Raw genomic sequence first — 25,045 nt, 5'->3', positions numbered from 1 at the left:
CGCCCAGACAGCGATTTGGATGTGCTGATGACGTTTGCACCAGATGCCAAATGGGACTTATTCAAGGTAGTTGGTACTCTTATATAGCGGTTCTCAGTTGTGCGCGGTACAGTTTTAACCTCTCTCCTTGTAGGAGAGAGGCTTTGAAATTAGCCCCCTTCCCTTGTAGGGAAGGGGGTTGGGGGTTAGGTCAGATTGTACTCAACTCATTTGAGAACCGCTACATTCAGGAATTGATAGTTTCTTCCGTCACCTGAATCTTCCGTTGCCTAACCAATATCTCGAAAAGTACAAATAAGAACAATGTTTCAACACAGATGGCTATACTGACAATTTCAAGCCCAAAATAACGTGATAGAACTCCTGCAAGGCTTGGTAACACTGCTACACCCACTGTCGCTGCTGCAACTTGAAATCCTATAGTATTGCTAACATGATTTCGTCCGACACTTTCAGGTGTCGTTGCAATCAGTGAGGGAAAAATCGGTGCTAGTGAAAATCCAATGAGCATTAACCCAAACATGGTTAGAAAGTTAGCAATATTGAGCCAAATCAAAGTTGCCCCTATGACTGCGCTGGTCATGCATAAGCGTAATAAAAGATTGATAGGTGCTCGATTGGCAATTGCCCCAAAGAACACACGTCCAACCGTGAAGCTGCCCCAATAAAGACTTACCCACTGTCCAGCTATTGTTGTCGAAATTGAGCGTGTCTGAGTAAACAAGCTATAAGTCCACTGCCCAACTGAAACTTCCACTCCCGCATACATGAAAAATACACAAATCCTAATCCAGACCACTGGGATGCAGAGTGTACTCGTTGTGCTTGTATGGGCAGCATCTGCCGATGGGGATTGGCTTGAGGCTGTATGAGGTACCCTCCACCAATCTCGTGTCACCGCGAAACAACCCGTAAGCAGCAGTTGCACAGTTGCGACAATCAAGTAGCCCCATTGCCATGGACGATTGGCATCAAGAACGCTAGTCATGATTAGAGGGCCAGTCGTTGTGCCGATACCGTAGCTGGCGTGCAACCAGTTGAGAATTCGTGGACTGAAATGCGTTGCAACATAGGTATTCAATCCAGAGTCAATTGCGCCTGCACCAAGCCCGGAGAGAAACCCGAAACCAATCAGCACCCACCAAGATGGAGCGATCGCATAGCCAAGTAAGCTGATAGCCGTTGCCCCAGCACTAAGACTCAACAGTACGCCAACACTGATACGCGCCAGAATACGACCGCTATTGAAGCTAGACAGCGTATACCCAGCAGTAGATGCAACCAAGAGCGAACCAAGGGCATCCAGAGAGAGCGAAAAAGAGGTGCGGATAGAGGGCCAAGCAACACCGAGGAGACCATCAGGCAAACCAAGACTGATAAAACCGATGTAGGCAAGACAGATAAGTGCTAAACGTGGACGTTGTTGCATTGCCAATCCTCAATTACTGCTTTGGAATTTATCAGACAGGTTTTGTACGGCTGCAATAACGAGATAGAAAAATGGTAGGGGTAGCCGTACCAAAAGCCGCATTACTTCTACCTTTTGTAGAATTTCTACCACAAAATTGCGGGTTAACAACACCCGTTAATTACTAAAGAATTTGCGAGGATGAATCTAGTGGTCGGAGGGCAATTAATGAAATTTTTACGGCAACCGTTCTACAATGCATATCGCTTGATTCTACAAAATCCCAAGTATCGTTGGTTGGTAATTCTAGGCAGCTTAATCTATCTGGTTAGTCCCTTCGATATTGTCACGGATATTGTTCCGTTTGTGGGCTGGATTGATGATGGTTTTATTGCAACTCTGCTGGTTAGTGAAGTTTCTCAAATTATCTTAGAGCAACGTAAAGACCGTAGAGCAAAGAGTACTAGTGTCGATACTGTTTCAGCTAGCTGACCCATAAATGTCTTGTTCAAATTTATAACGTTGCGAGGAACTAAAGATGTCTGAATCTACGAAAGATCAAATCACAACCGATCTTCAGAAAGCAAAATCCGAAGGGAAAATGCGGGCAGAACGAATTCAGGAAATTGTTCGAGATGCTTTTTCTCAGACTATTGCAGAAGTAAAAGAAGGCTCTGGGGAGATTGGAGCAACTGTCAAAGGAACTTTCTCCAAAATTTTGGAAACGAGGAACGCTAGTGAGGAAACTACTGATAAAGCCCCCTCATCTAGTGCCAAATCTATAGCTGTGGTGGCTTTCAAAGCACTTAGCATTCGCTTATTGTCACGTTTGTACAAAGAATTGATAGGCTTGCCGCATCAGTACGCCAAATTGAAGAATCAAGCCGTTAATCTTGATACAAATTTGACTGAACGTTATGGCGATCGCTATTTGGCTGTGAAGCAACGCTTGGAGAACACAGCAGCTTGGTACAACACTACAACAGCACAAGCTAAAACAATCGAACCCAATGTTCTACAACAGCGGCAAGCCGAGGTTGAGAACAAGCTGGGTGAAGCAGGTGCAACGTTCGCTCAAAAAGAACAACACGTTCAACAACAGCTAAAGCAACTTCTCCAAACTGCCGCAGCTAAGCTTTAATAGGCGTGAAATTATTGAAATTAAAGGATTACTCGTGATGAAACTTGTTCGCTTTGCTCTTTCCATTCTTCTTCCACCTGTTGCTATTTTCCTAACCTATGGATTTAGCGCAACCTTGGTGATTAATATCTTGCTGACGGTTCTCGGTTGGGTTCCCGGTAGCATTCATGCTGTCTGGGCGATCGCCAAACACGAAGAAAAAATTAGCCAACAACAAGGCACTGTTGAAAATCCTCCTACTGCCTTGTCCTGAAAGTTGGATTGGCTGAATTTTATTGTTTACAAAACGGAGAACCAAGATGTTGGGATTCTTTCTAACAACGTTGATTAGTGCATTAGGTCTATTAGTTGTTGACCTTGCAGTTCCAGGAGTAACTATTGCCACGTTTCCTGCCGCTCTACTGGCAGCAATCTCCATTGGACTGGTGAATAGTTTTATTAAACCAGTCTTGTCGGTTCTATCACTACCGATTAACCTCTTGACGTTGGGTTCATTCTCACTACTGGTAAACGGTGTATGTTTCTGGCTAGCTTCTCTGCTAGTTCCTGGCTTTACGGTTCATGGGTTACTTGCGATTGTTCTGGCACCCGTCGCCCTGTCTTTGGCTAGCACGTTCCTGAACAAATACTTTACTCAACGAGGTATTGGTCAATCTCTTCTCGGAAGCAATTCCGAGGCAGTGCTTGAAGTTGGAGAACGGTAGTATCTACTACAAGCTAACAACGCCTATAAAACTGAAACAAGCGATCGCTACTTAAATTATGAGAAGCGATCACTTTTGCGTTGATAGGCTGTAGTTATTTCCTACCAAGGTAACCGACTGCCATCCCACGAAAAAAATTCACCACTATCCTTTTCTTGTAGTTGATCGAGAACTTTCAACAGTTGCCCGACAGTACGCTCAACGGTGAATAGTTTCTCTGGGAGAACATTGCGCTGAAATGGACGAGATAACTGCGTATCCGTTGTACCGGGATGCAAGGTAACAACAATTGCCCGTGGACAGGTTCGCTTATATTCAATTGCGGTTGTCCGCATGAACATATTCAGTGCCGCCTTCGATGCGCGATAGCCATACCACCCACCTAAGTAGTTATCGCCGATGCTGCCAATTTTGGCGGAAATCGTCGCCAGAATAGCGCGATCGCTATGCTTCAACAAGGGCTGTACGTGCTTCGCCAACAGCACAGCACCAAGACTATTCACTTGGAAATAGTGCAATAGCTGTTCTGCATTGAGTTGCCGCAAACTCTTTTCCGGTTGCATCGCTCCCTCATGCAATACACCCACGCAATTGATCACATAATGGAGTGCCTCCGTCTCCGTTTGGATTTCTTTTACGACAGTCGCAATCTGTGCTTCTTCTGTAATGTCCAAAGGTAGGCAGCACAGACGAGAATCGGCAATTGTCAACAATTCTGATTGCGGATTTCGATAGGTGGCGTAGACACGAGCAACGCGATCGCTTTCTAGAAATTGACGAACAAACTCCAAGCCAATTCCCTGACTCGCCCCAACGATAAGTGCAGTTGTTAGATTGCTGTTAACCATAGCTGCCATTGGTACAAGGCGCTTTGAGTATATCACCTGAGATGTGGGGACTGGGGATTGGGAATTGGTAATTAATGACTACAATTTAGATAATTCAGGATTTCCGAGATTCGTGGTAACAGTTTTTATCGGTTCCGAATCATCCTCAATTTTGCTCTGACGAAGCCTTAGCTGAGCCAAAAATTGAGTGGCATAGCCTTCAAGCACTCTGCATCTGAGCGATTTGATAAACTTGTCAAATGGATTTAGATCCACAATGTAGTTACCTACTCTCACGCCTAATGGCTCTAAGTGCTTACCTGGTAGCTCTTTGTGCAAAATCGGAAATTTTCTAGTCTTTAATTGCTCAATTAGCCAAAGCACATCACTGTTTTCGCGGATCTGCTTGTCTTTGAATTGGTCGTTCTCGCTACCAGCTAACGTATCCTTATCTAAGGAAATCATGGCTGTCAGGTTGAATAATTGACTGCGTTCAATAAAACACTGGGTTTGCTCTCTAGTTGGCAATACACCTAGTCCAACTCGGTCGAGGAAACGTGCGATCGCGCGGAGAGGAATCGCACTCTCTGTATTGCTAATATCAGGCGCAATCAATAAAGATGGCTGAGCCAGAATTGAGGCACTATCCAAACCAGCATTGCTAATAGTAGTCTCAATCTGCTGGTAGGCATGTCGTTCAACACAAGACCCCGTAATCTGTTTCCAGTGTTCGCCGCTTAGGAATTCTAGTAAAGCGATGTACTTGCAGCCTAAGCTGTGTCCTAGCCAAAAGTAGTTAGCCTTGTCTTGGTACACATCCTGTCGATAGCCTAATCTACTTGCGATTTCTGAGAGTTCTTGGCGCAGAACCTCCTGTTCCTTCAGTAAATCAATGGCAATTGACCAATGACGAAAGCTAAACCTGAAGGGTAGCGCGATGATTGTGTAACCTTCTTCAAACAACTTCTGTAAGAAATATCTGTAGAAAACGGTTGGAAAAGTACCAAAAAAAGCACCACCGATGAATTGTATGACACCTTTAGGTTCGGGATGAATCGCCACCCAGCTAAAGGAAACCGGACTAAACTTAAAAATTTCACGCATAGCAGTCCTTACATTACGAAAGATGTTTTTAGAGAGTACAAACTTAGATACAACCCTATAGGAGCATCACTAGAGGGGTGGGCTGAATCCACCCCTGCTTATGGGTTAAATCAGTCAGTGAAACAGTATTACGAATTGGAGATCTTGAAGACCCCTCCGTTGCTAACTGGGAGTGGATAGACGATTTGATCGAGTCCAATATCAGCCAAAGTCTTACCCTTTAGGTCTTTGAAGAATGTGCCGCGCTGCTCAGGGGTTACGAGCAGCGTAGCCGTGTCTGAGCCTGAAAGTGAGGACAAGAAGATCTCTACATACCCACGAGCCTCGAAGTTTGCCTCTGTCAGCAGTTCAGGTTGCTTAATGAAATCAGGTTGCAGTATGAGCAAACCAGTGCCATTCTCAGGAAGAGTGAACGTAAGCCGCGCTTTATTGTTTTGTGGAACTATTTCTGGAACTAGCGTTGCTTGAGAAAAAGAACCCGAAAAAAGATTTTGTCCTGAAATATCGACAGCATTAATGAAGTCTTTGAACGATGTGGGGCGCTCTGTTAGGTCAGTAGGATCTGATGGAAACTTGATCGTGAAGACAAGAGAGACGGTCACAGGAAAGAAGTTCACATTAGCGATGGTAAGGAAATAACCTTGAATCACTGTACGGCTAATATTTTTGAAACCTGGTGGGTTACTTGGAAATTGTGGTTTCAGGAGAACTTCAAAAGTAGAAACAAGCATTGAACTTTTCTGTTTTGAGCAACTTACAGCTCAAACATAAGTTGTTAGTCATTGGAATGAGTAGTACCCCATCGGGTACCCTTTTGATGACTTGTTTAGAGCGAGGACAGGGTTACGATTGCCATAGGTAGGCTGTTGAGATGGCGAAACTTTGAGCGAGATCTGCAAAACCTACGAGAATTAGGATGGTTGTAATCGTTATTAGTGAGATACTTCAGCTATCACGAATTGCTCTGCTACCCAGCATCTTCAGCTTTTTCCGTAGCTTTGCGATCGCATCCTAACTCTGGTGTTTAGTGCAATGCACTTATGGGCAGTAAACTTAGCAAGCGCGAGTGTGCCTATCGTTCATTCTCTACAGACTATGCGAGAGCTATGACCATAAAACAGGCAACAACCGCATCTGGAAGCTTGTTTTTGAGCTATTGGTGCAGCCGGAGGCAGCAAAGTTAGTAAGCTCTGTGTTACCTTGATAATACTTGCAATGTCAAGTGGCAACCTATTTAAAATTAAGAGGAGACTCCTATCGTAGCCCAGAAACAACTGATCAACCGTCAAATCAAGGCGACCCAAGTCTTTTTGATTGACCATGAAAATACCAAGCGTGGTTTGACTGACACTTATGAAGCTCTACAAATAGCCGAGAGTGCAGGACTTGACCTAGTAGTGGTCTCTCAGGGTGAAGACGCTCCTGTCGCTAAGATTCTGAACTATGGCAAGCTTCAGTACCAACAGAAAAAACGTCAGAATCAGAGTGCTAGACCAACAGTCAAGGAAGTTAGGCTTCGTCCAAACATTGGTGTGTCTGATTATCAGCTACGCATCAATAACGCTATTCAGTGGTTGAGTAAAGGCGATTCAGTTAAGTTTCTCATTCGTTTACGTGGTCGGGAAAATCAATATCGCGAACAGGCAGCAGAACTGCTAGACCGCATTGCAAATGACTTAAGCCAAGTTAGTAAAGTCCAGACGCTTGATAGGCGCTCCCTGATTGTTCAGCTAATGCCTGTTTAGACTAACTTTCCAGGAATCTCTTGGGAGATTCCTGGATGAAGAGCTTGAAGAAGGATAGTGTTCTAAAGGTACGCGATCGCCTATCTAGATTGTTGAGAGTTAGGCTCGACAGTCGTGATCGCTTTGTGAGTCTATCCCAGAACCCAAGCTCCCAAAGGGTTTCACAAGTTTTTGTCTAAGTCCTATTAGGCAGTTGCAGTGGTTTGCAGGGTAGAGAGAAATTTAAGTAAGAACAATATTGTTTGGCGGTGTCGGAGGTTCGCTTATCCCTGGCACCATCGTTGTGACAACTGGTAGTTTTGATGCTGCTATTTTGATCATTGTTGTGGGTGCTTTTGTTACAGCATTCATCCTATTTGTTTTGGCACGGCAATCCAGTACTGAGTACTTCAGCGCTATAGGAAGAACAAAACATGGCTAAAAATTTCAATCGCAATTCCCCACTCCCCTCGTCAGTCCCATCTCCTATCCGTCGAACATCAACACCAAGTTCTGAATTCTATTCTAGTTTTTCTGAAGAAGAAGTTTTAGGAATAATTCAGGCAATAGAAGTTAGACGTGAAATTCCTTTAAAGTATTCTTACAAAGGCAGAGGAGCAAAAATTTGGGATAATTTTTATCTAAAATATATTATTCCTCGATGGTATCGGACATCAAATGTGGAAATTGACCTTTTAAGGGATAATTTTGAATACCTCAATGGCAATCTACAAAATTGTAAAAAAGTTAATATTGTGGATGTAGGAGCAGGAAATTCCTATCCTGTTAAAGCATTTATCCAGAAACTTAATAAATTGGGCAAAGTCAATAAATATATTGCCTTAGATATTAGTGAAGAATTACTTGCTTTATCTAGGAAAAATTTTAGAAATTGGTTTCCACTAATCGAGTTTGAAAGTTACAGCATTGATATAGAAACTAGTTATCTTCCTAAAACTTCTTCAAAAGATCAGGCTGACATTGAAACTGACGATATCGCAAAAACAATATTACATTTAGGTGTAACAATTGGCAATCATCAAAATAGACTCGAAGTACTAAAAAACTTTAAAAATAGCATGGGTAAGCATGATTTATTGGTCTTGACTAACGAAACTGGTTCTAACGCTCAATGGGATGGAAGAGTGAGAGGTGGTTTCAATTATCATGCAGAACAAATATATACGTGGCTTAAAAACAATATTGGAATTAGACCTGAAGATTGTGAACTTGTGAGAAAGTATGATTTAAAAAGAGATAGTATGGTTGCTAATATGAGAATCATTCATGATTACACAGTGAATTTCAGTTTTAGAGGAATAGATAAAACTATTGAAATTGCTGACGGGGAAGAGATTACTATTTGGAGACATCATAAGCATGAGCTACCTGAACTTCGGCAAGAACTAGAACAAGCTGGACTACAACTCGTCCATTACAGTACTAACAAATACTCATCACATTTTATGGCGATTTGTCAGGTTGCCAGTAATTAGAGTAATCTTCAATGAATTGTAAGAGTCCCTATAAAAGAAGCGATCGCTTATCTCCAAAGAGATTATCAAAAGCGATCGCACAGCTACAGCGTTTTCTAGGCTAATGAGGTACATCTATCCTACTCTCCCATTCTCTATAGGAGAAGAGAGAAAAATTGACTGTACCTCACCAGTATGAAAATTGCTGTATAATTCCTATTTGCTACGAGATTGGTGTGCTACACACTCACTAACGCAAGGTCAGATTCCAGCATGACCAATTGCTAAACCCGCAACTAGCATCCCTAGTACCAAAAAGGGTTGGGCACTGGCTTGATACTTCACATCATTCTTCAAAGGGTCACGCAAGAAGTACATATCCTGGAACGTGATTTGGGGAATGATTAACAGCATCAAAATCGCGGCATAGAGGTTTTGATGGATACCAATCAAGTAACCAGCAATACCCACTTGAAAGACATCAATCATCAGCACGCAAATCCAAGCTGCTGCACCAATACCGAACATCACAGGTAGTGACTGTAACCCCAATTGGCGATCGCCTTCTACACTCTTGAAGTCGTTAACAACAGCAATTCCTAACCCAGCCAAACTATAGAACAGGGTCAAAATCACAATCGTCCAGTTTAGGTCGCCAAACAGCGCGTGACCTGTCCACCAAGGGAGGGCGATGTAGCTTGCCCCTAGAGCATAGTTACCTAGCCAACCATTCTTCTTCAGTTTCAGGGGTGGGGCTGAGTAGATATAAGCCAAGAAGGCACCACCTAAGGCAAGACAAGTAATCGTGGGAAACTCATGACCTACCCACCGATCCAGAATGTAGGAAAGACCGATTCCCGCAATCAGTAGCACCAGAATCTGTGTAACGACCTGGCGTACAGAAATAGCACCAGAAGGGATGGGGCGATAGGGTTCATTGATTGCGTCAATTTCGCGATCGTAGAAATCATTCAGAGTTTGGGTATAACCCACCATCAGGGGGCCAGAAAGCAACATACAGGTTGCTGCTTTGAGGATGTCCTCCAGCGTCCAGCTATACCCACCAGAAGAAGCCGCACCGCAGACAACTCCCCAAATCAAGGGAATCCAGGTAATCGGCTTCATTAGCTGGAGGCGAATTTTCCAAATCGAGGTTTCACCAGGGGCAGCACCTTTCATACCCAGTAGTTGCCGGGTTTTGGCGCTACGTTCGGCTGAGTTGTCGTTAGTCATTTGTTGTTTGTTGTGTGTTGTTTGTTGTTTGTTATTAGTTGTCAATCACCAACAACCAACAACTAATAACCAATAACCAACTAGAGCGATATCGTTAGATAACTATTTTGGAATTTAGCACCCTTTACTGGTTGACCACTCAGTTGGGGGGGCAGCAGGATATTACGCCGTTGGTCACCTGCTTCAATCGTGATTTCAGGACCCGATTGGGTGAGTTTTACCTGCTTTTTGTCAAAACCAGGCAGGAACAAGCGTACCTGACGGGCGGGAATGTCGATGGTGATTGGTCGGGGTGCTTGGGTGGCTTGCTTGAAATCTGGCAAGGCATCCATCAGGGGTTGCCAGTCATCGTCAGTGCGAGAGGGAATGGTGGTTAGTGGCAGAGGCTCAAATTCTGCTGCTACAGCATCGCTGGTCGAAGCACGGTTGAGAAGGGTACCGCCTACGGTTAAGCCTACTTGTTGAGCGCTACCCCAGAGATATTTGGCAGTAGCGATCGCAACTGGGTCATCGGTGGTGACTAAGTATGCCGCCACGCGGTTTGGGTCAGTGAGTGCCGCTTTACCTTGCTCTAGTAGATTGTTCGCCTGGTTAGTGGGTGCCTGGGCGAAGCTATCTCCTGTCCATGAGACAGTTAAGACAGTACTGGTGATCGGTTGAATAAAGGGTGATACGGATTTCCAAACGTCGGAGTCTTCTACGACTTTACGGAAGCGGCGGATGTACCAGCTTAAAATCTCTGGTAATCCCAGCATCCGTAGGGTAGCTTGGTCGCCACTACCGTCGTAGATGATTGCGTCGTACTTGCCGCTATTTTCATACTCGCGAATCGCGTTCAGTGCCAAAGCATTGTCCATGCCTGGTAAGATGCCCAGTTCTTGACTGTGGACACTTGTTAAAACAGGCGATCGCAAATATTGCGCCTCTAGTTTTTTGACCTCTTCCCAGTTACGTTCTAGTAGTACCGTGCTTTGTAGCTGGACAACTTGGAGGTTTGCGCCAATTTCAGTTGGGTCGGGACTCGTTGATGCCCCTAGCAAAATTTCAAAGGCAGGACCGGGGTCTTGTCCTACCAGAAGCACTCGTTGACCGAGGCTGGATAGCTGTTTAGCGGCAGCGATCGCAACAGTTGTGCGACCGATGCCGCCTTTGCCCAAGAAGGTAAGTATCAGGGCCATTGTTAGTTTTCTGCGGGTTTCAGTTCGTCTTCAAAGAACCAGGTGCTTGAGTTATCGTCAAATTGAACAATAACGCCAACGCCACTGCCATCGGTCATTTTGTAACCTTTAATGATACCGACTTTCCCCAGTTTACTTACAACAACGGGAGACACGCGGTCTCTGAGGCGGTAGACTTTTACTTTTTGCCCGATCTCCATTAATGTTTCCAATACAATGAATCATTCCACAGTGTAGCGGAATCCGGGACTCCATAGGCGATTTCAGTTGTTAGGCATAACTAAAGAATGTCTTGTATTGCTGCGAATTTCTTGTAGACTCTTTAACTTAGTAGGAGTGGTTTGTCTCTTTCTTTAGCAGGGCAGCAATACGAAGGGAACTCTCGTGTTTGACCCAGCTTCAATAGGGGGAAAGGTGGTTTGTGTGGTGATTGTGAGCGAGGAAGCGCGTGCTACTTAAAGATATAAAGCTATTTCTCCGTAAGGTTTACCGAGTGAGGCGCTGGCTACCACTGAGTGAACAGTGGTGGGCAAAGTTTGATTTGTTACGGGCACTAGTGCGGCGGGACTTAGAGGCACGGTACAAGGGTTCTGTTCTAGGCAACTTCTGGCCGTTGTTGAATCAGCTATCACAGTTGCTGATTTACACCTATGTGTTCTCAATTGTGCTGGATGTGAGGTTAAGCCTGAAGGGTTTGCCTGAGAATGATGCCACATTTGGTTTGTGGTTGTTTGCAGGCTTACTTCCTTGGATCGCCTTTACGGGAGGGCTAAATCAAGCAGCGAGTTCAGTGCTAACTCAGCCAAATTTGGTAAAGAAGGTGGTATTTCCGCTAGCCTTGTTACCACTGGTGCCAATTTTATCGGCGTTCATTGAGAGTTCCTTCGGCTTGATGGCGTTGATTGTGTTAGTGGCTGTGTCGTCTCAAACATTGCACACTACCTTAGCCTTACTACCGTTGGTTTGGATACCGCAGTTGTTGTTGACGGTTGGGTTGGGATATTTAGCGGCTGGATTTACAGTGTTTTTACGGGATATTCCCCAAACGCTAGGAGTTGTTTTGAATCTTTTGTTTTATCTAACACCAATTGTCTATCCAGCCGCCATTATTCCAGAAGAGTTTAGAGAGTGGGTGTTTTGGTTGAATCCGATTGCTGCGATCACAGAAGTTTATCGCGATCTGATTTTAGTTGGAGAAATCGAACATTGGGCAGAATGGGGAGTCGCTTCTGCAATTTCTCTACTCGTATTTGGGTTAGGTGTCTGCTGCTATCAGCGTTTGCGCTCAGCTTTTGCTGATGTGCTATAGCCCTTAATGACTTGGCTTTTTACAGAGCTATAGTGAATCTCAGTAATCGATTGGATAACTCGTTCAAGGTCTTCACTTGTTAAATTAGAACCAGAGGGCAAGCAAAGACCATGCTCAAATAAATCTTGGGCGATTGCACCTCCAATACTCTCACACTCAGCGAAGACAGGTTGCAGGTGCAAGGGTTTCCAAACAGGACGAGCTTCTATTTGCTTATTCGCAAGAGCTAGGCGGACTTGTTCTCGATCTGCACCAAAGGTGGCTGGGTCAATCGTGAGACAGGTGAGCCAACGAGTTGCACGACCAAAGGAGGCTTCGGGCATGAATGTGATTCCGGGTAGGTTCGAGAGAGCCTGTTGGTATATTTCAAAGTTATGTCGTCGGGCGGCTACCCTATCCTCTAAAACACACAACTGACCACGACCAATCCCTGCTAAAACGTTGCTGAGGCGGTAGTTGTAACCGATTTGAGAGTGTTGGTAGTGAGGGGCAGGGTCACGTGCTTGAGTTGCCAGGAAACGGGTTTTTTCTACCAAATTCGGATCGTCTGAAACCAACATACCACCACCAGACGTTGTGATAATTTTATTACCGTTGAAGGAGTAGATACCAACTTTGCCAAAGGTTCCAGGCGAACGTCCTTTGTAAGTTGCGCCTAAGGATTCAGCGGCATCTTCAATCAAAGGAACAGAGTAGCGATCGCACTCTTCTACAATTGGAGCAATATCGGCACTTTGACCGTAGAGATGCACGAGAACAATGGCTTTGGGTAGTTTACCGACTTGAGCACGGCGATCCAATGCTTCCCGCAACAGGTCAGGATTCATATTCCAGGATGTGCGATCGCTATCAACAAAAACGGGTTTTGCTCCCAAGTAGATAATTGGGTTAGCTGTGGCAACAAAGGTGAGAGTAGAGCAAAAGACTTCATCTCCTGAACCAACATCGACCAGTTGTAGAGCGAGGTGTAAAGCAGCGGTTCCTGAACTAACGGCTGCCGCATACCTAGCACCTACCACTTCACAGAATTCTTGCTCAAAGGCATCTACATGAGGTCCAACTGGTGCAATCCAGTTGGTATCAAAGGCTTCTTTTACGAATTCTAGTTCGCGATCGCCTAGATGGGGAGTTGAAAGGAGGATTGGTTTCGTCAATTTTCAGAGCTACTACTTAAATTGATTTTTACTGGACTCTGAGCCATCAAACTCACTTTTTACACACAAAAGTAAGCATTCCTGTAATTGGTTCATTAACTAATGTCTCAACAGATGAATGCATTTTTTCTTGTTCCATCTGTGTTTTAGAACCAATAGCAACTACTTCAAAACCAATTTCTTTTAAAATTTGATCTACTTCTTTAGTTTTATACCAATATACATAAGGTTCAGCATCAATCAGTGCAGACCAGTTAATTTTTCCTCCATGCTTAAGCCATGGAAGATATTGTAGTGAGCGATTTGAACCACGTAACTTTCTAATAAGGCTTAGATATACCAGATAAGGGACATAGAACAGACTACTGGATCTGGCTTCAAAGCTCAGGAACGAAAATAAAGCAGTCCCTCCTGTTTTTAAGATGCGGTAAGCCTCTTTGAAAGTTTGAAGCCGATTTCCCTCATCTTCTATAGAGCTGATGATTTGGTCTAAATAAAGTATTTGGTCAAAGTAACAGCTTTGGTAATTTAAGTTGGTTGCATCCTGAACCTCAAAACAAATACTTTGACTCCTGTCTTTCTGTTTCGCTCGTTCAATTAATTCTGGTACATAATCAAAACCATAAAGAGAGGTAAAACCCAACCCTCTCATCTCTAATAAAATTCTTCCCCCTCCTGTTCCTGCTTCTAATGTCTTTTCATTTTTATTTAAAAACTTTCCTATTAAATATTTTTCTGAAACATTTAAGTTTTCTCGATTAGCGTAAGTATCAAATTCTACAGTACTGTAAACTTCTTTATTGTTCTTTATTGAAATCATGCTTTTTTCAGCTCCTCTAAAAATTGATATTAACTTTACCAAAGGTCTAGTAGCTATGAAGTTAAAGAAGATCGGTATGCTGGAAAAAAACTGGTTGCCAGTAGTATAGTTGCGTCAGTATTCAGAGACTTTGCTCGTAACTCAACTAACTCACGATACTTTATCTCATCTGTAATTAAGCGTAATGTCATAAAATTATCTCTTTGTTTGGAGAAGCCTGCCTTGAAGTGGTAGAGGCTATCCTTTGCACTGCCAACACCACCGCCGAGATGAAAAACTTCATTTCCACGATCCTTAGCCCAGAATCGCACATAATCAAACATTAGCTTGCTAGGAGCTTGTTTCAAAAAATGGTTCCTTGTACCACCCAAATGATATTGAACTATCCCACAGCATTCAGTAAATAAACCAGCACAAGCAACTTGATTATTCAATTCAACAATACACAAATGAAGTTGTTCACCTAAGGCATCTGTAAGCTCTAAATAGTAATCTTTATTAAAATAATAGGATTGTGCCGCTCCTACACGCTCCATTGTTTCTTCATAAATAATTATAAACTCACTAATATATTGTTCAACTTGTACCATTCGGGCTGTAAAGCCAGCTCGCTTGCAGCGATTAATTTTGTTGCGATGTTCTGGTCTAGTTTCCTGCCAAATTTCAGCTTCAGAAAGCCTCAAATCTATGAATACAGTTTCTCCAGTTTCTCGCAAAGCCAAAGAATGCCAATGTTCATTAAGGCTCCTGTTAAGGAGAGTATGAAGTCGAAAGAAAGCTGAACAGATCTGCTTACTACGAAATACCTCTATTAGCTCATTGATTGCCAAGCTGATAAAGTTTGGGGCGTTCTCGGCTGCTTCACTCCACAAAAATCCTGGATAACCATAAGGTGAAACAATATCGAAGACTTCTTGCTCTAGTAGGTCTTGGTCAAATAGCTCATTACATTGACGCAGTAAATAAGGTACAAACAAGAGTTTGTCATCATCATAAATTAAAATTGCTTCTGGAATGGTTTGAGTTCTTTTCGCTTCTAAAGATAAATATTCAGGTAAATGGTAAATATCATGACGTAACGTTTTCAAGATTTGCAACCATAACGGATTTGACAAATCAATGACTTGAAAATTCATCCAAGTAGTACCCTTTAAATTCTTCCATCGTGGCATGACCTTGTTGACTGATTCCTTCTCGTTTCAGTACTTTCCATACTGTTAGAAGCAGAATTTTAAAGTCAAGCCATAGGGTAGCATGATCAACGTACCAGACATCAAGCTTGAACCGTTCTTCCCAATTGACGGTATTGCGACCGTTGACTTGCGCCCAACCTGTAATCCCTGGTTTGACCTCATGACGACGCGCTTGTTCAGGAGTGTATCGATCTAGGTAGGCTACTAGGAGTGGGCGGGGACCAACGAAGCTCATGTCGCCCTTAAGAACGTTCCACAATTGAGGGAATTCATCCAAACTAGTTTGGCGCAAGAATTGACCAAGGGTTGTAAGACGTTGCTCATCGGGGAGAAGATTACCCGTTACATCACGCTGATCAGTCATGGTGCGGAACTTGTAGAAGGTAAAGATACGACCGTCTTTGCCGGGTCGGGGTTGAGTGAATACAATTGGGCTACCCATACGAATATAGATAGCGATCGCCAACAACAGTAGCAGGGGAGACACAACCAAAAGCGCGATCGCAGCTACAAGTCTGTCCAACACAGACTTCACCAATCTGCTGAATTTAGTGAAATGATTTCCTGCGCTAAATTTTGTACTCATTAATGATTCCCTTTGAATCAAGCATAAGAAACCACACGATCTTCTGCATCTAGTGCTTCAGCATATAGTGTTTCGTGCAGCTTTAGGATCAGTTGAAGTTCATAATGTGTGATGCGTTCCCGCCCACGCCTTCCCGTTGCTTGCGCCTCTTTCGGATGATCCAATACCCAAGCCATTGCCTGAGTTAATCCCTCCACATCCCCAACTTTGACTAAAATGCCGTAGCCACCTTCAAGTAAGTCACGAGTTCCACGAATCTCCGTACCAATCACCGGAATCTCCAGTGACATTGATTCCATGACACTCCTGGGAAGTCCCTCTTGGCTAGAAGACAGGAGTGTTGCAACTGAGGCGCGTATCAAGACCGGAACATCCTGACGGAACCCTAGAAAATGTACCTGATGCTGAATTCCTAACTTGGATGCTAAGTGCTGCATCTCCTCTAGCAGTGGTCCTTCTCCAGCAAAAGCCAAGTGCGCTTCAGAGTGAGCCAGTCGAGCAAATGCTCTTAAAATATCCTCATTCCGCTTGCGAGGAATAAACTCAGATAATGAGAGAAACAAGGGAATCTCCGGAGTTAGCCCTAAATCCTGACGTAGCTTCTCTACTTCCATCTCAGAAACAGCACTAGGATTGTAGTACTGGGCATCCACTCCTATTCCAGGCATATAGCGAACTTGCTCAGGTCGAACGATACTGTAACGCTTTGCAGCTTGTTCATCCTCATGATTGATCACTACTAAGTAATCAGTCCAATGCCCAGCAAGCCACTCTAGACCCAAGAATATTGCATTTTTTAGGAGTGCCCCCCCAGAGTAAAAGTGAAAACCATGGGCTGTGTAGATTACCTTCTGCTTTCCCTTTTTTCTCCAATCCTTGAGAGCATAACGGCTAATAAAGGCAGCCACTGGCGTAGACACATGAACAAGGTCGTACTCTTGCTCGGTACACACCTGAAGCACTTGTTGCGGAGCACTCAGAAAGTTCCGTAAATCTAGGGGATTGCGCGACCATTCTACATCCCAACGCCGCTCAAAGGCATCTAAGCAAGTCTCAGTACTGGTGGAGATTCCCTTAGCCATAGCATCCACTCTCCAACCTTTGGCTCGGAAGTGACGGGCAATCGGGGCAAGGAAATAAAGAGTGCTTGGGATAGTAGTGATAAATAAAAGACGCTTCATGTGTTTTATATAGTCAAATCAAGCTGGCTTTAAAAGCACAAATAAATCACATATACATAGTTCTTCATCAGAAAGATTTCTAAATTCTTTAGATAGATTTTCTCGTGGGGTTGGTAGTCTATCCCAACGTTGCACCTCTAACACCTCAACCTCAAAGCCTGCTTTCTCAAACAGATCTAACATCTGCGAATACCGAATTCGGTTCGTATAAAAGCCTGCTCTTGCCATAAAATCTGACTCCCAAATGGATTCAGAAAATCTAAGATTGTTTAAGGCACAATCTAAATGATCTTTAAAATCAACATAATGGGTACAGACTCCTTGATTGCGAATAATCCTTCGCAGTTCTCGCATAATGTCAAAAAAATCTGCTTTTCTAATATGCTCTAAAACAGCTTGTGACCAGATGAAATCTACAGACTCATCCGGAATGGCTTGCAAGGATGATAATCCAGAAACTAAATAATGAGCAGAACACGATTCCAGAATGGATTTTAAAGATTCAGCGTTTTGCAAATCAGGAGTAGGCAAGCCTTTTTGCTTTAAAAAATCTTCCATAGCTTGATAAAGCTGGATATCTTTCAGAGCAAAATCTCCAACATCAACCAGATAAGAGGCAGAACCGCCCAAAGCCCAGCTAATCATACCAGAGAAAAGAGAGGTTCCGGGTCCAAGTTCTAAGCTAACAAATCCTTTTTCAGGTTTAGCTCTATTTAAATGCTCTTTAAATGTATTGTATGCGTAGATTGGTTCCTCCATCGTTGGTTCGCTGGAAAATATGCTGATGTCATTCAAAAACTTTTCCCGGTTTGGTAATTGAGATAACAACAGCTTAGTCGCGATTTTGCCCCACCATGGAATATACCTTTTTATACCAATAGCTAAGGGCTTTATCGTCACAACTAGAAGCTCCAATGATTAATTGCTTATGGCATTGTAACAGGGTCAAGAACCAATTCAACATTTCTCACATCTAATTAAGATTTTATGGAATTTTAGGCATTCTTGAACTTGGAAGACCTTCGCTTTTACAAATATATTGAATGAGTTTAGTTCGCTTCTCTTTAATATCATTTGGGTGTTATATAATCCGTTCTCCGTAAGAATTTACTGTTACATAGTTGCCTTCTGAATTAACGACATTAACTACACCTCCTAATAATTCTTGAAAAGATTGTTTTTGGGAGTTTAGCATAACTAATCCAGCAAAAGCTCATAGCAATAGAATTACTAAAATAATAATTGTGAATTTTCCATGTATTATATACCCTTGTTTTTTTAATTGTTTTAATCTAACAGTACTTTCTCAGTTAGCTAAATTAAAGCTAATTAATCAAGTTTTTGAAGTTAGTTAATCCTTAGCGTAAAATAAACCATTGGCTTCTGAGAATTTTCCGCACATACCAACTATCCTCTTCTCTTTTGGCATCTTGTTGCTGTCTGCAATTAACCATATTGCTCCAAAACTATTTAAATCGAAAGCATTCATGATTGTTGTGGAAGAACCTAAGCTAGCCAATTCCTTCGCCAACTCAGGATAGCCATTCTCAGCAAGGTTTGTTAGTCCTTCTTTGAAGTCACTTAGACGAACGTTAGGCAAATGTGTTGTTGGGAGAGAGTTATCTGCCATAAGATTAATTGACGAACCAGATATTATACGCAGATATACAGCCTCGGTTGCCTCTGGACAGGATAAAGTAGAAAATTGAGGTACATGGCTAAATACTTTTGTTGTGACAGGAGCTACAAAGATAAATATTGCAAGAATACTACTAAAACTTATTAAAAATAGAGGAGAGTTATCCTGAATCGATGTATCAAACGGCTCTGGTGATTTTATGCCTCTAGCTAGAGCTTCAAATCCTAATGCCGGAAGGACAGAAAAAAATGGTAGAGTAGCCGCATAAATTCGGATACCACCATCCCAAGGCGGTGCAAATGGGACAGACAGCAAAATACCAATGGTAGCCGCAATTAGTAGAGAGTTATGAGGCTCTTGGCGCTGACGATAGCAGAGGAATAAAGCAGTAACACTGAGCAGTTGTAAAAGAAAGTTTCCCTTAAGGTTACTGATAAAAGAGAAAACATAGTCCTTGAATAGGAAGTGATCCCAAGCTCGAAGGCAACCAGTAACTAGAGCAAGTGGATTAGCACGAAGTGCATCAAAGGCAAGGGCATAGATTCTTCGTGCCGCTTCTGAATCACTGAGGCTGCTCAGTTCTGGATAATTTTTGAGAACTTGAGTCCAATTGCCCCCAACAATCAGACCATACAAGGTGTAGGAGAAATTGGAAAAGGCGATCGCATCAGGAGCGCCAATGATTTTATTCAAGATAGAGTTGAGGAGAAAACCGAGCAACACAGCACTGGTTCCACCCAAAAGAAAGCGCCAAGAAAAGCGAGTTGTGCCGCGAAATGACCAAGCTCCCCAAAGAATTAGCACGGGTAAAATAAAAAAGGCTCCAGCACGGGCATTCAAGGCAAGGGTAAGCAAGAAAATGCTACATACGCAGTACTTAATCTGTTTTTGCCATGCGCCACGCCACAAGAGAGCAAAACCAACAGCACCCAGAGCTAGTCCCAGATTTTCGGTCATCACTTGACCGATAGTCAGTCTGTAAAACAGAAATAATATAGTAATCACCATTACTCCTGCTGCTGTTCCGTGGCTACGCTGTACCTCACGAGCGGCAAGGAAACAAGCAATTGCAGTGATGGCAACTAAAATTGCTAGTGTCAGTTGTAGATTCTGATTGGTTAATCCAAGCAGAGGTGCCAACAGAGCAGGAAATAAAGGTCGTCGGCTACCCCATTCTGAAAAATTTTGACCTTCAAGTAAGCGTCTTGCCTCCCAGTAATAACCACTAGCATCACTCCAAGGAAGTAAACCACCAATGAGATAGCCATCACTCATGCCACTATTCCACAAGGCGGTCAATGGTAAGGCAAACAAGAGCAGGGTCAAGCTAAGACTTGCTAATGTTCCTGTCCAGCCAGACCAACGATAGGCTGGGTAAAGCAGCAAGATGAAAGCAACTACGGCTGTAGTAAAGCCAGAACGAGCTACCTCGCCAATTTCTTTAGGTACACCAAGAATTAAAACGGCTGCATAGACCAGTAGCGAAATTGCTAGGCTAATTACTATATAAAGCGATCGCACTCCCCACTTCTTTGATCTGTGAGCTAGCCAATTTGCTGATAATGTTTTTATGTGCTGCATTTTTATATCAATTAAATAATATTCCAGAATTTTTTAAAGTCTATCCCTCATCACTTGGCTGGTATCTTCTGAATTGATTCCGCATAAAATACCCCATAGTATTTTGGAAGAGTTGGCTCAGTCGCCCAGTTTCCACAAACTCCAACAATGCCCTTCTCTTTTGGCAATTTACTAGTTGCTGAAATTAACCATGTCGGTTGCCAGTTTTTTAAATTAAACGTGTTAATCATTGTGGTAGAAGGACTTAGACGAGTAAGTTCCTTTGCTAGTTCAGGATTCTGAACGCTAAAGGTTTCCATGTTGTTCCGGAAGTCACTGATCCGAACATTAGGTAGATGCGTTTTTCTAATTGAGCTATCAGCTACAAGATTAACGAATGAGCCACTACTAAGATGCAGGTATACAGTTTCTTTGCCAGCTTGACAAGAGATATCAGCAAACTTAGGAGTACGACTAAATACTTTTGTCGTAATCGGAGCAACAAAGACAAATATCCCAAAAGTAAGGCTTAATATAAATAAGAGCCTAGAATCATTTATGTGTTCAGGGACTTTGATAATCTGTTGTTCGTTTAGCGTGTTAGCTATCCGTTCAAGTCCTAAAACCGGAAGTACAAGTACGAATGGTATAGTAGCCGCAAAAGCTCTCATTTCAGCATGATCCCAAGGCGGTGCAAATGGCACAGAGATTAAAAGACCAAGGGTAGCCATAATGAGTAGAGAAGCTTTTGGTTCGCGACGATTACGGTAGCAGACAACTAGACCCATTAGGCTAAGGAGTTGTAGAACGAAATTTACCTTTGGATTATGGGTAAAGGAAAAAATATAATCGTCAAATAAAAGTCGTCTCCAAGCTCGAAGTGAACCATGAACTAAACCAAGAGGATTAGCACGTAGTGCCTCAAAAGCTAGTGCATAAATTCTTTGTGATAACTCTGGCTCATTGAGAGCTTCTACCTCTGGATGATCAATTGTGACTTGAGTCCAATCACCACCAACAATCAGACCATAAAGAGTATGGGAGAAATTAGAAAAACCCACTCCATCAGGAGAACCAACAGTTTTAAGCACAATCAAATTTAAGAGGAAACCAAGCAACATTATGCTGCTTCCACCCAATAGGAAGCGCCAGGAAAAGCGAGCAGTACCGCGAAATGACCAAGTGCCCCAAAGGATTATTGCTGGTAAGATAAAAAAGGCTCCGGCACGGGCATTTAAGGCGAGGGTAAGTAAAAATAAACCGAGTAAGCAGTGGTTGACTTGCCTTTGTCCCGCGCCACGCCACAATAGAGTGAAACTTAGTGCACCTAGAGATAACCCTAAGGTTTCTGTTGAGGTTTTACCGAGGAACCATCTGTAAAAAAGAAACTGTAGGATGAGCATCAGCACCCCAGCAGCTGTACCGTGGTTGCGTTGGATTTCACGAGCTAGCAGGAAGCAGCAAATTGCAGTAATGGCAACTAAAATTGCTAATGCGATTTGCAAATTTTGTTGGGTCAATCCAAGAACTGCTGATAACATTCCAATATATAAAGGTCTTCGGGAGGAGAAGTATGAAAAAGTCCCTCCTTCTAGCACTCGTCTAGCATCCCAGTAGTAGCCACTAGCATCACTCCAAGGCAATAATCCACTAATAATATAGGCATCACTAACACCACTATTCCAGAGTGCTGATAACGCTAAAGCAAACAACGTTAGGGTTAAGGTAAAACTAACAAGTGTTCCTGTCCAACCAGTCAGACGGTAAGTCAGATAAAGCAGTAAGATGAACGCAACTAGTCCATAGGTGAAGTCATACCGTACAGCTATACCAACCGCTTGAAAACCACCAATAATTAGAATAACTGCGTACACCAGTAGGGGAATTGTAATGCTAAGGATGGGATAAAGCGATCGCAATTCCCACTTCATCGTTAAGCGGCGACTGAGCAAACTTGCTGATAATCTTTTTAGAAACGGCATTTATTAAAAACTTGATATACAAAATTATCGAAATAAAGCATTTTTTTAGTTGGCAACTAGCTTCTTAAGAGATTCCGCATAAAAAAATCCATAGATCTTAGCCTCCGGATTAGCTGTTAGATTTCCACAGACACCAAATAGTCCACTTTCTTTAGGCATTTGTGGAGTGCTAGTTATTAATAATATGGGTCTTTTATCTTTTAAGTTAAAGGCGTTGATTAGGCTACTATAGACACTAACGCTGTTATATTCTTGAGCAATTGCTGGGGTGTCAAATCCCTCTAACCCCTTCTTGAAGTCGCTTATCTTGATGTTAGGTACACGGGTTTGTTGAATTGAATTATCATCAACAAGATTAATAGATGATCCAGGACTAATCCGTACATATATCGCTTCTGTACCAGCTGGACACGCTATGTCAGTAAATTGAGGAACACGACTGAAAATCTTGGTAGTAATCGGAGCGATACAGACAAATAAAGCAAAAATAGTACTAAAAATGACTAACGATTGAGAAGGGTTTTCCGTAAGTGTCACTCTCACCAATTGCTGCCAATCTATTACCTTGGCGAAAAAGACAAGCCCAAGAGCTGGAAGTATTGCAAAGACGGGTATTGTAGCGGCATAAGGTCTCATTTCTGGAACATCCCAAGGAGGGACAAACGGAACAGACGCTAAAATCCCAATGGTAGATGCAATGATTAGTAGAGCCTCTGGTTCTCGACGTTGACGAAAACAGAAAAATAAACCGAAAATGCTAAGGAACTGTAAAAGAAAATTTACCTTAATACCCCGTGTAAAGGAGAAAACGTAATCATTAAATAGAAACTGATTCCAAGCTCGAAGTGAACCAGTAACTAAACCCAAAGGATTAGCACGTAGTGCCTCAAAAGCCAAAGCATAAATTCTTTCTGATAATTCAGGGTCGCTTAAATTCTCTAGCTCTGGATGATCAGTTAGCACCTGTGTCCAGTTACCTCCAACGATCAAACCATAAAGGCTGTAGGAGAAATTAGAAAAAGCTATTCCCTCCGGAGAGCCAACAACTTTCAGCACAATTGAATTGACAATGAAACCGAGCAACACGACGCTGGCTCCACCAAGGAGAAAGCGCGACGAAAAGCGTGCCATACCGCGAAATGACCAAGTGCCCCAAAGGATGAGGGCAGGCAAGATGAAAAAGGCTCCAGCACGGGCATTTAGGGCAAGAGTGAGTAGAAATAGACCGAGTAAGCAGTAATTAACTCGCCTTTGGCTTGCACCACGCCACAGAAGAGCGAAGCCAACTGCGGCCATTGCTAACCCTAGATTTTCTGTGAAAATTATGCCAGCGTAGCCTCGATAAAAGAGAAAAAGTATTGTTATTACTAATAGCCCCGTGACAGTTCCGTGAGTACGTTGGATTTCACGAGCGAGAAAGAAGCAAGAAATCGCATTGATAGCAACTAAAATAGCTAAAGTCACTTGCAGATTCTGCTGAGTTAATCCAAGGAGGGCTGCCAACATTCCTGGAAATAAAGGTCTCCGTGACGAGAAGGTTGAAAATGTACCACCTTCTAGCACTCGTCTTGCATCCCAGTAGTAACCGCTAGCATCAGTTGAAGGCAGCAAACCACCCATAGCGCCATCAAAACTATCCCCGCTATTCCAGAGTGCTAGCAAGGGTAAAGCAAATAAAATCAGAGTCAAGCTAAGACTAGCTAATGTTCCTATCCACCCAGACAAACGATAAGCAGGATATAGCAATAGGATGAGCGCAATTACTGGTATTAATCCACTCGTAAGGTCATACCGCGCCGCTAAGCCAATCTCTTGGGGTCTAATGATTATCAGTGCTGTATAAATCAGCAAGGGTGCTGCCACGCTGAGAATTGGGAAAAGCGATCGCTGTAGTCCGTTGATGGGTAATTGAGCAAACTTCATTAATTAAAAAATACAGATTGAAGTAGCTTGGAAGAATCACTAGTTAGTGTAGCTTTATCTTTTATCGTAAAAGCTCTTTTCGAGAACAAATTAGATCAATATATCCTCGCTTCTTTAGCGTTTCCTGAATTACCTTGGATTGAGCAGGCTTTAAACTGCCTCTTTTGCCAAGAATATAGATAAAATAGTTTTTACCTTGAAACAACTCCAAGACTTTTTTGGGTTCAAATCCTAATTCGGACATACCGCTTGGCGCATACTCTAAGGCAATGACTGCATCGGGGTTAGCGGCTAAGGTTTGCTCCATACCTAAGCAGACAGGTAATTCATAGCCCTGGACATCAATTTTAATAAACTTTATTTCTGATTTAATCTGCTCTGCCTCTACAAAACTGTCAATACATCGCATCTCAACTACAGAAACTTTCGTCAAATCAATTCCAGATTGGCTATATTTCTTAGTAACAATTCTGTGATCGCCATGATGGTTCTCGTTATACCAAAGTTCTACTGTGCCATCTGTAGCTCCTACGGCTGTACATAGTGGGGTAACTTTGTCTCTAAGTTTGTAGGTATCGATTACTTCCTTTAGAAAGATGAAATTAGATTGGTCAGGCTCGAAAGCATAAACTTTAAAACCTGGTGCCATCACCTTTGCAAATAGTGTAGACGTATAGCCAATATTGGCTCCAATATCTAAAATGTAGCCGTCTCTAAATAGCTCTGGCTTAGCTCTGATCAACCCAAAAAATGGGTCTTCAATATATTTCTTGTAAAGAAAGTAAGAAAATAAAAATACTTTCTTAAACTCTTTATTTTCAGTTAAACCAGTTTGTTTGAAAAAAACATAAACACCTAGTAGAAGTTTTTGTATTAACTCCATACTCAACTCCTTTGGTAGTAA

The 25,045-nt window shown here is 42.7% G+C and carries 25 protein-coding genes; 7 read left to right on the top strand and 18 right to left on the bottom strand.

The window, feature by feature from the left end; translation table 11 throughout:
* Positions 1-226: 226 nt before the first annotated feature.
* On the bottom strand, positions 227-1,429 hold the full coding sequence (locus AC5JL3_RS26200) for an MFS transporter (protein ID WP_496077261.1): 1,203 nt from the start codon (positions 1,427-1,429) through the stop codon (positions 227-229).
* A gap of 207 nt (positions 1,430-1,636) precedes the next feature.
* Between AC5JL3_RS26200 and AC5JL3_RS26195 the strand changes: the two genes are divergently transcribed.
* Genes AC5JL3_RS26195 through AC5JL3_RS26180 form a run of 4 tightly spaced genes read left to right on the top strand, consistent with a single transcriptional unit; the run spans position 1,637 to position 3,253 of the window.
* Positions 1,637-1,900 carry a YkvA family protein gene (locus AC5JL3_RS26195; protein ID WP_496077260.1) on the top strand — a complete coding sequence of 88 codons (264 nt, stop codon included), beginning with the start codon at positions 1,637-1,639 and terminating at the stop codon, positions 1,898-1,900.
* A 46-nt stretch (positions 1,901-1,946) separates the two neighbouring features.
* Positions 1,947-2,549, top strand: coding sequence for a hypothetical protein (locus AC5JL3_RS26190; protein WP_496077259.1), 603 nt, complete (start codon positions 1,947-1,949; stop codon positions 2,547-2,549).
* A gap of 37 nt (positions 2,550-2,586) precedes the next feature.
* Positions 2,587-2,802: a YqaE/Pmp3 family membrane protein gene (locus AC5JL3_RS26185; protein ID WP_496077258.1), complete on the top strand. Its 216-nt coding sequence runs from the start codon at positions 2,587-2,589 to the stop codon at positions 2,800-2,802.
* A gap of 46 nt (positions 2,803-2,848) precedes the next feature.
* Entirely contained in the window at positions 2,849-3,253 is a 405-nt protein-coding gene (locus tag AC5JL3_RS26180; protein ID WP_496077257.1) for a phage holin family protein, read from the top strand.
* A gap of 101 nt (positions 3,254-3,354) precedes the next feature.
* Here the strand turns inward: AC5JL3_RS26180 and AC5JL3_RS26175 are convergent, their stop codons facing one another.
* The 3 genes from AC5JL3_RS26175 to AC5JL3_RS26165 all read right to left on the bottom strand — a co-directional run bounded on the left by AC5JL3_RS26175 (position 3,355) and on the right by AC5JL3_RS26165 (position 5,915).
* On the bottom strand, positions 3,355-4,110 hold the full coding sequence (locus tag AC5JL3_RS26175; protein WP_496077256.1) for an SDR family NAD(P)-dependent oxidoreductase: 756 nt from the start codon (positions 4,108-4,110) through the stop codon (positions 3,355-3,357).
* A 69-nt stretch (positions 4,111-4,179) separates the two neighbouring features.
* Positions 4,180-5,184 (bottom strand): DUF1350 family protein, encoded by a 1,005-nt coding sequence (locus AC5JL3_RS26170; protein ID WP_496077255.1) that lies wholly within the window; start codon positions 5,182-5,184, stop codon positions 4,180-4,182.
* A gap of 128 nt (positions 5,185-5,312) precedes the next feature.
* A complete protein-coding gene (locus tag AC5JL3_RS26165; RefSeq protein ID WP_496077254.1) occupies positions 5,313-5,915 on the bottom strand; it encodes a hypothetical protein in 603 nt (200 codons plus the stop codon).
* Between the two features lie 525 nt (positions 5,916-6,440).
* Between AC5JL3_RS26165 and infC the strand changes: the two genes are divergently transcribed.
* The gene (infC, locus tag AC5JL3_RS26160; RefSeq protein WP_192219352.1) at positions 6,441-6,929 is read left to right on the top strand and encodes a translation initiation factor IF-3; all 489 of its coding nucleotides are present in this window, start codon (positions 6,441-6,443) and stop codon (positions 6,927-6,929) included.
* A 222-nt stretch (positions 6,930-7,151) separates the two neighbouring features.
* Here infC and AC5JL3_RS26155 read toward each other — a convergent pair whose 3' ends face one another.
* Positions 7,152-7,280, bottom strand: coding sequence for a hypothetical protein (locus AC5JL3_RS26155; protein WP_496077253.1), 129 nt, complete (start codon positions 7,278-7,280; stop codon positions 7,152-7,154).
* Positions 7,281-7,342: 62 nt separating this feature from the next.
* Between AC5JL3_RS26155 and AC5JL3_RS26150 the strand changes: the two genes are divergently transcribed.
* A complete protein-coding gene (locus AC5JL3_RS26150; protein WP_496077252.1) occupies positions 7,343-8,404 on the top strand; it encodes an L-histidine N(alpha)-methyltransferase in 1,062 nt (353 codons plus the stop codon).
* A gap of 240 nt (positions 8,405-8,644) precedes the next feature.
* Here AC5JL3_RS26150 and chlG read toward each other — a convergent pair whose 3' ends face one another.
* The 3 genes from chlG to petP form a co-directional block, all read right to left on the bottom strand.
* A complete protein-coding gene (chlG, locus tag AC5JL3_RS26145; protein WP_496077251.1) occupies positions 8,645-9,616 on the bottom strand; it encodes a chlorophyll synthase ChlG in 972 nt (323 codons plus the stop codon).
* A gap of 80 nt (positions 9,617-9,696) precedes the next feature.
* Complete coding sequence (locus AC5JL3_RS26140; protein WP_496077250.1) at positions 9,697-10,794, bottom strand: Get3/ArsA fold putative tail anchor-mediating ATPase NosAFP; 1,098 nt, start codon at positions 10,792-10,794, stop codon at positions 9,697-9,699.
* A gap of 2 nt (positions 10,795-10,796) precedes the next feature.
* Positions 10,797-10,994: a cytochrome b6f subunit PetP gene (gene petP, locus AC5JL3_RS26135; RefSeq protein WP_192219325.1), complete on the bottom strand. Its 198-nt coding sequence runs from the start codon at positions 10,992-10,994 to the stop codon at positions 10,797-10,799.
* 293 nt (positions 10,995-11,287) lie between these two features.
* On the opposite strand from petP, the gene AC5JL3_RS26130 reads away from it, so the two are divergent.
* A complete protein-coding gene (locus AC5JL3_RS26130; RefSeq protein WP_496077301.1) occupies positions 11,288-12,103 on the top strand; it encodes an ABC transporter permease in 816 nt (271 codons plus the stop codon).
* Here the strand turns inward: AC5JL3_RS26130 and AC5JL3_RS26125 are convergent.
* The 10 genes from AC5JL3_RS26125 to AC5JL3_RS26080 all read right to left on the bottom strand — a co-directional run bounded on the left by AC5JL3_RS26125 (position 12,067) and on the right by AC5JL3_RS26080 (position 25,024).
* On the bottom strand, positions 12,067-13,257 hold the full coding sequence (locus AC5JL3_RS26125; RefSeq protein WP_496077249.1) for a DegT/DnrJ/EryC1/StrS family aminotransferase: 1,191 nt from the start codon (positions 13,255-13,257) through the stop codon (positions 12,067-12,069). The genes AC5JL3_RS26130 and AC5JL3_RS26125 overlap by 37 nt on opposite strands.
* A 52-nt stretch (positions 13,258-13,309) precedes the next feature.
* Positions 13,310-14,119: a class I SAM-dependent methyltransferase gene (locus AC5JL3_RS26120; RefSeq protein WP_496077248.1), complete on the bottom strand. Its 810-nt coding sequence runs from the start codon at positions 14,117-14,119 to the stop codon at positions 13,310-13,312.
* 11 nt (positions 14,120-14,130) lie between these two features.
* Positions 14,131-15,213 (bottom strand): GNAT family N-acetyltransferase, encoded by a 1,083-nt coding sequence (locus AC5JL3_RS26115; protein WP_496077247.1) that lies wholly within the window; start codon positions 15,211-15,213, stop codon positions 14,131-14,133.
* On the bottom strand, positions 15,194-15,856 hold the full coding sequence (locus AC5JL3_RS26110; protein ID WP_496077246.1) for a sugar transferase: 663 nt from the start codon (positions 15,854-15,856) through the stop codon (positions 15,194-15,196). Before AC5JL3_RS26110 ends, AC5JL3_RS26115 begins: the two co-directional genes overlap by 20 nt.
* 17 nt (positions 15,857-15,873) lie before the next feature.
* Entirely contained in the window at positions 15,874-17,037 is a 1,164-nt protein-coding gene (locus AC5JL3_RS26105; protein WP_496077245.1) for a glycosyltransferase, read from the bottom strand.
* Between the two features lie 18 nt (positions 17,038-17,055).
* A complete protein-coding gene (locus AC5JL3_RS26100) occupies positions 17,056-17,937 on the bottom strand; it encodes a methyltransferase domain-containing protein (protein ID WP_496077244.1) in 882 nt (293 codons plus the stop codon).
* A 451-nt stretch (positions 17,938-18,388) separates the two neighbouring features.
* Entirely contained in the window at positions 18,389-20,257 is a 1,869-nt protein-coding gene (locus tag AC5JL3_RS26095) for a hypothetical protein (RefSeq protein ID WP_496077243.1), read from the bottom strand.
* A 50-nt stretch (positions 20,258-20,307) separates the two neighbouring features.
* Positions 20,308-22,218: a hypothetical protein gene (locus AC5JL3_RS26090; protein WP_496077242.1), complete on the bottom strand. Its 1,911-nt coding sequence runs from the start codon at positions 22,216-22,218 to the stop codon at positions 20,308-20,310.
* Positions 22,219-22,263: 45 nt separating this feature from the next.
* Positions 22,264-24,141: a hypothetical protein gene (locus tag AC5JL3_RS26085; RefSeq protein WP_496077241.1), complete on the bottom strand. Its 1,878-nt coding sequence runs from the start codon at positions 24,139-24,141 to the stop codon at positions 22,264-22,266.
* Between the two features lie 61 nt (positions 24,142-24,202).
* Positions 24,203-25,024 carry an FkbM family methyltransferase gene (locus tag AC5JL3_RS26080; protein WP_496077240.1) on the bottom strand — a complete coding sequence of 274 codons (822 nt, stop codon included), beginning with the start codon at positions 25,022-25,024 and terminating at the stop codon, positions 24,203-24,205.
* Positions 25,025-25,045: the final 21 nt, after the last annotated feature.

The sequence above is a fragment of the Symplocastrum torsivum genome, from assembly GCF_059505465.1.
Note: the sequence above shows the minus strand (reverse complement) of the source record. Positions and strands in the feature narration are given on the sequence as shown.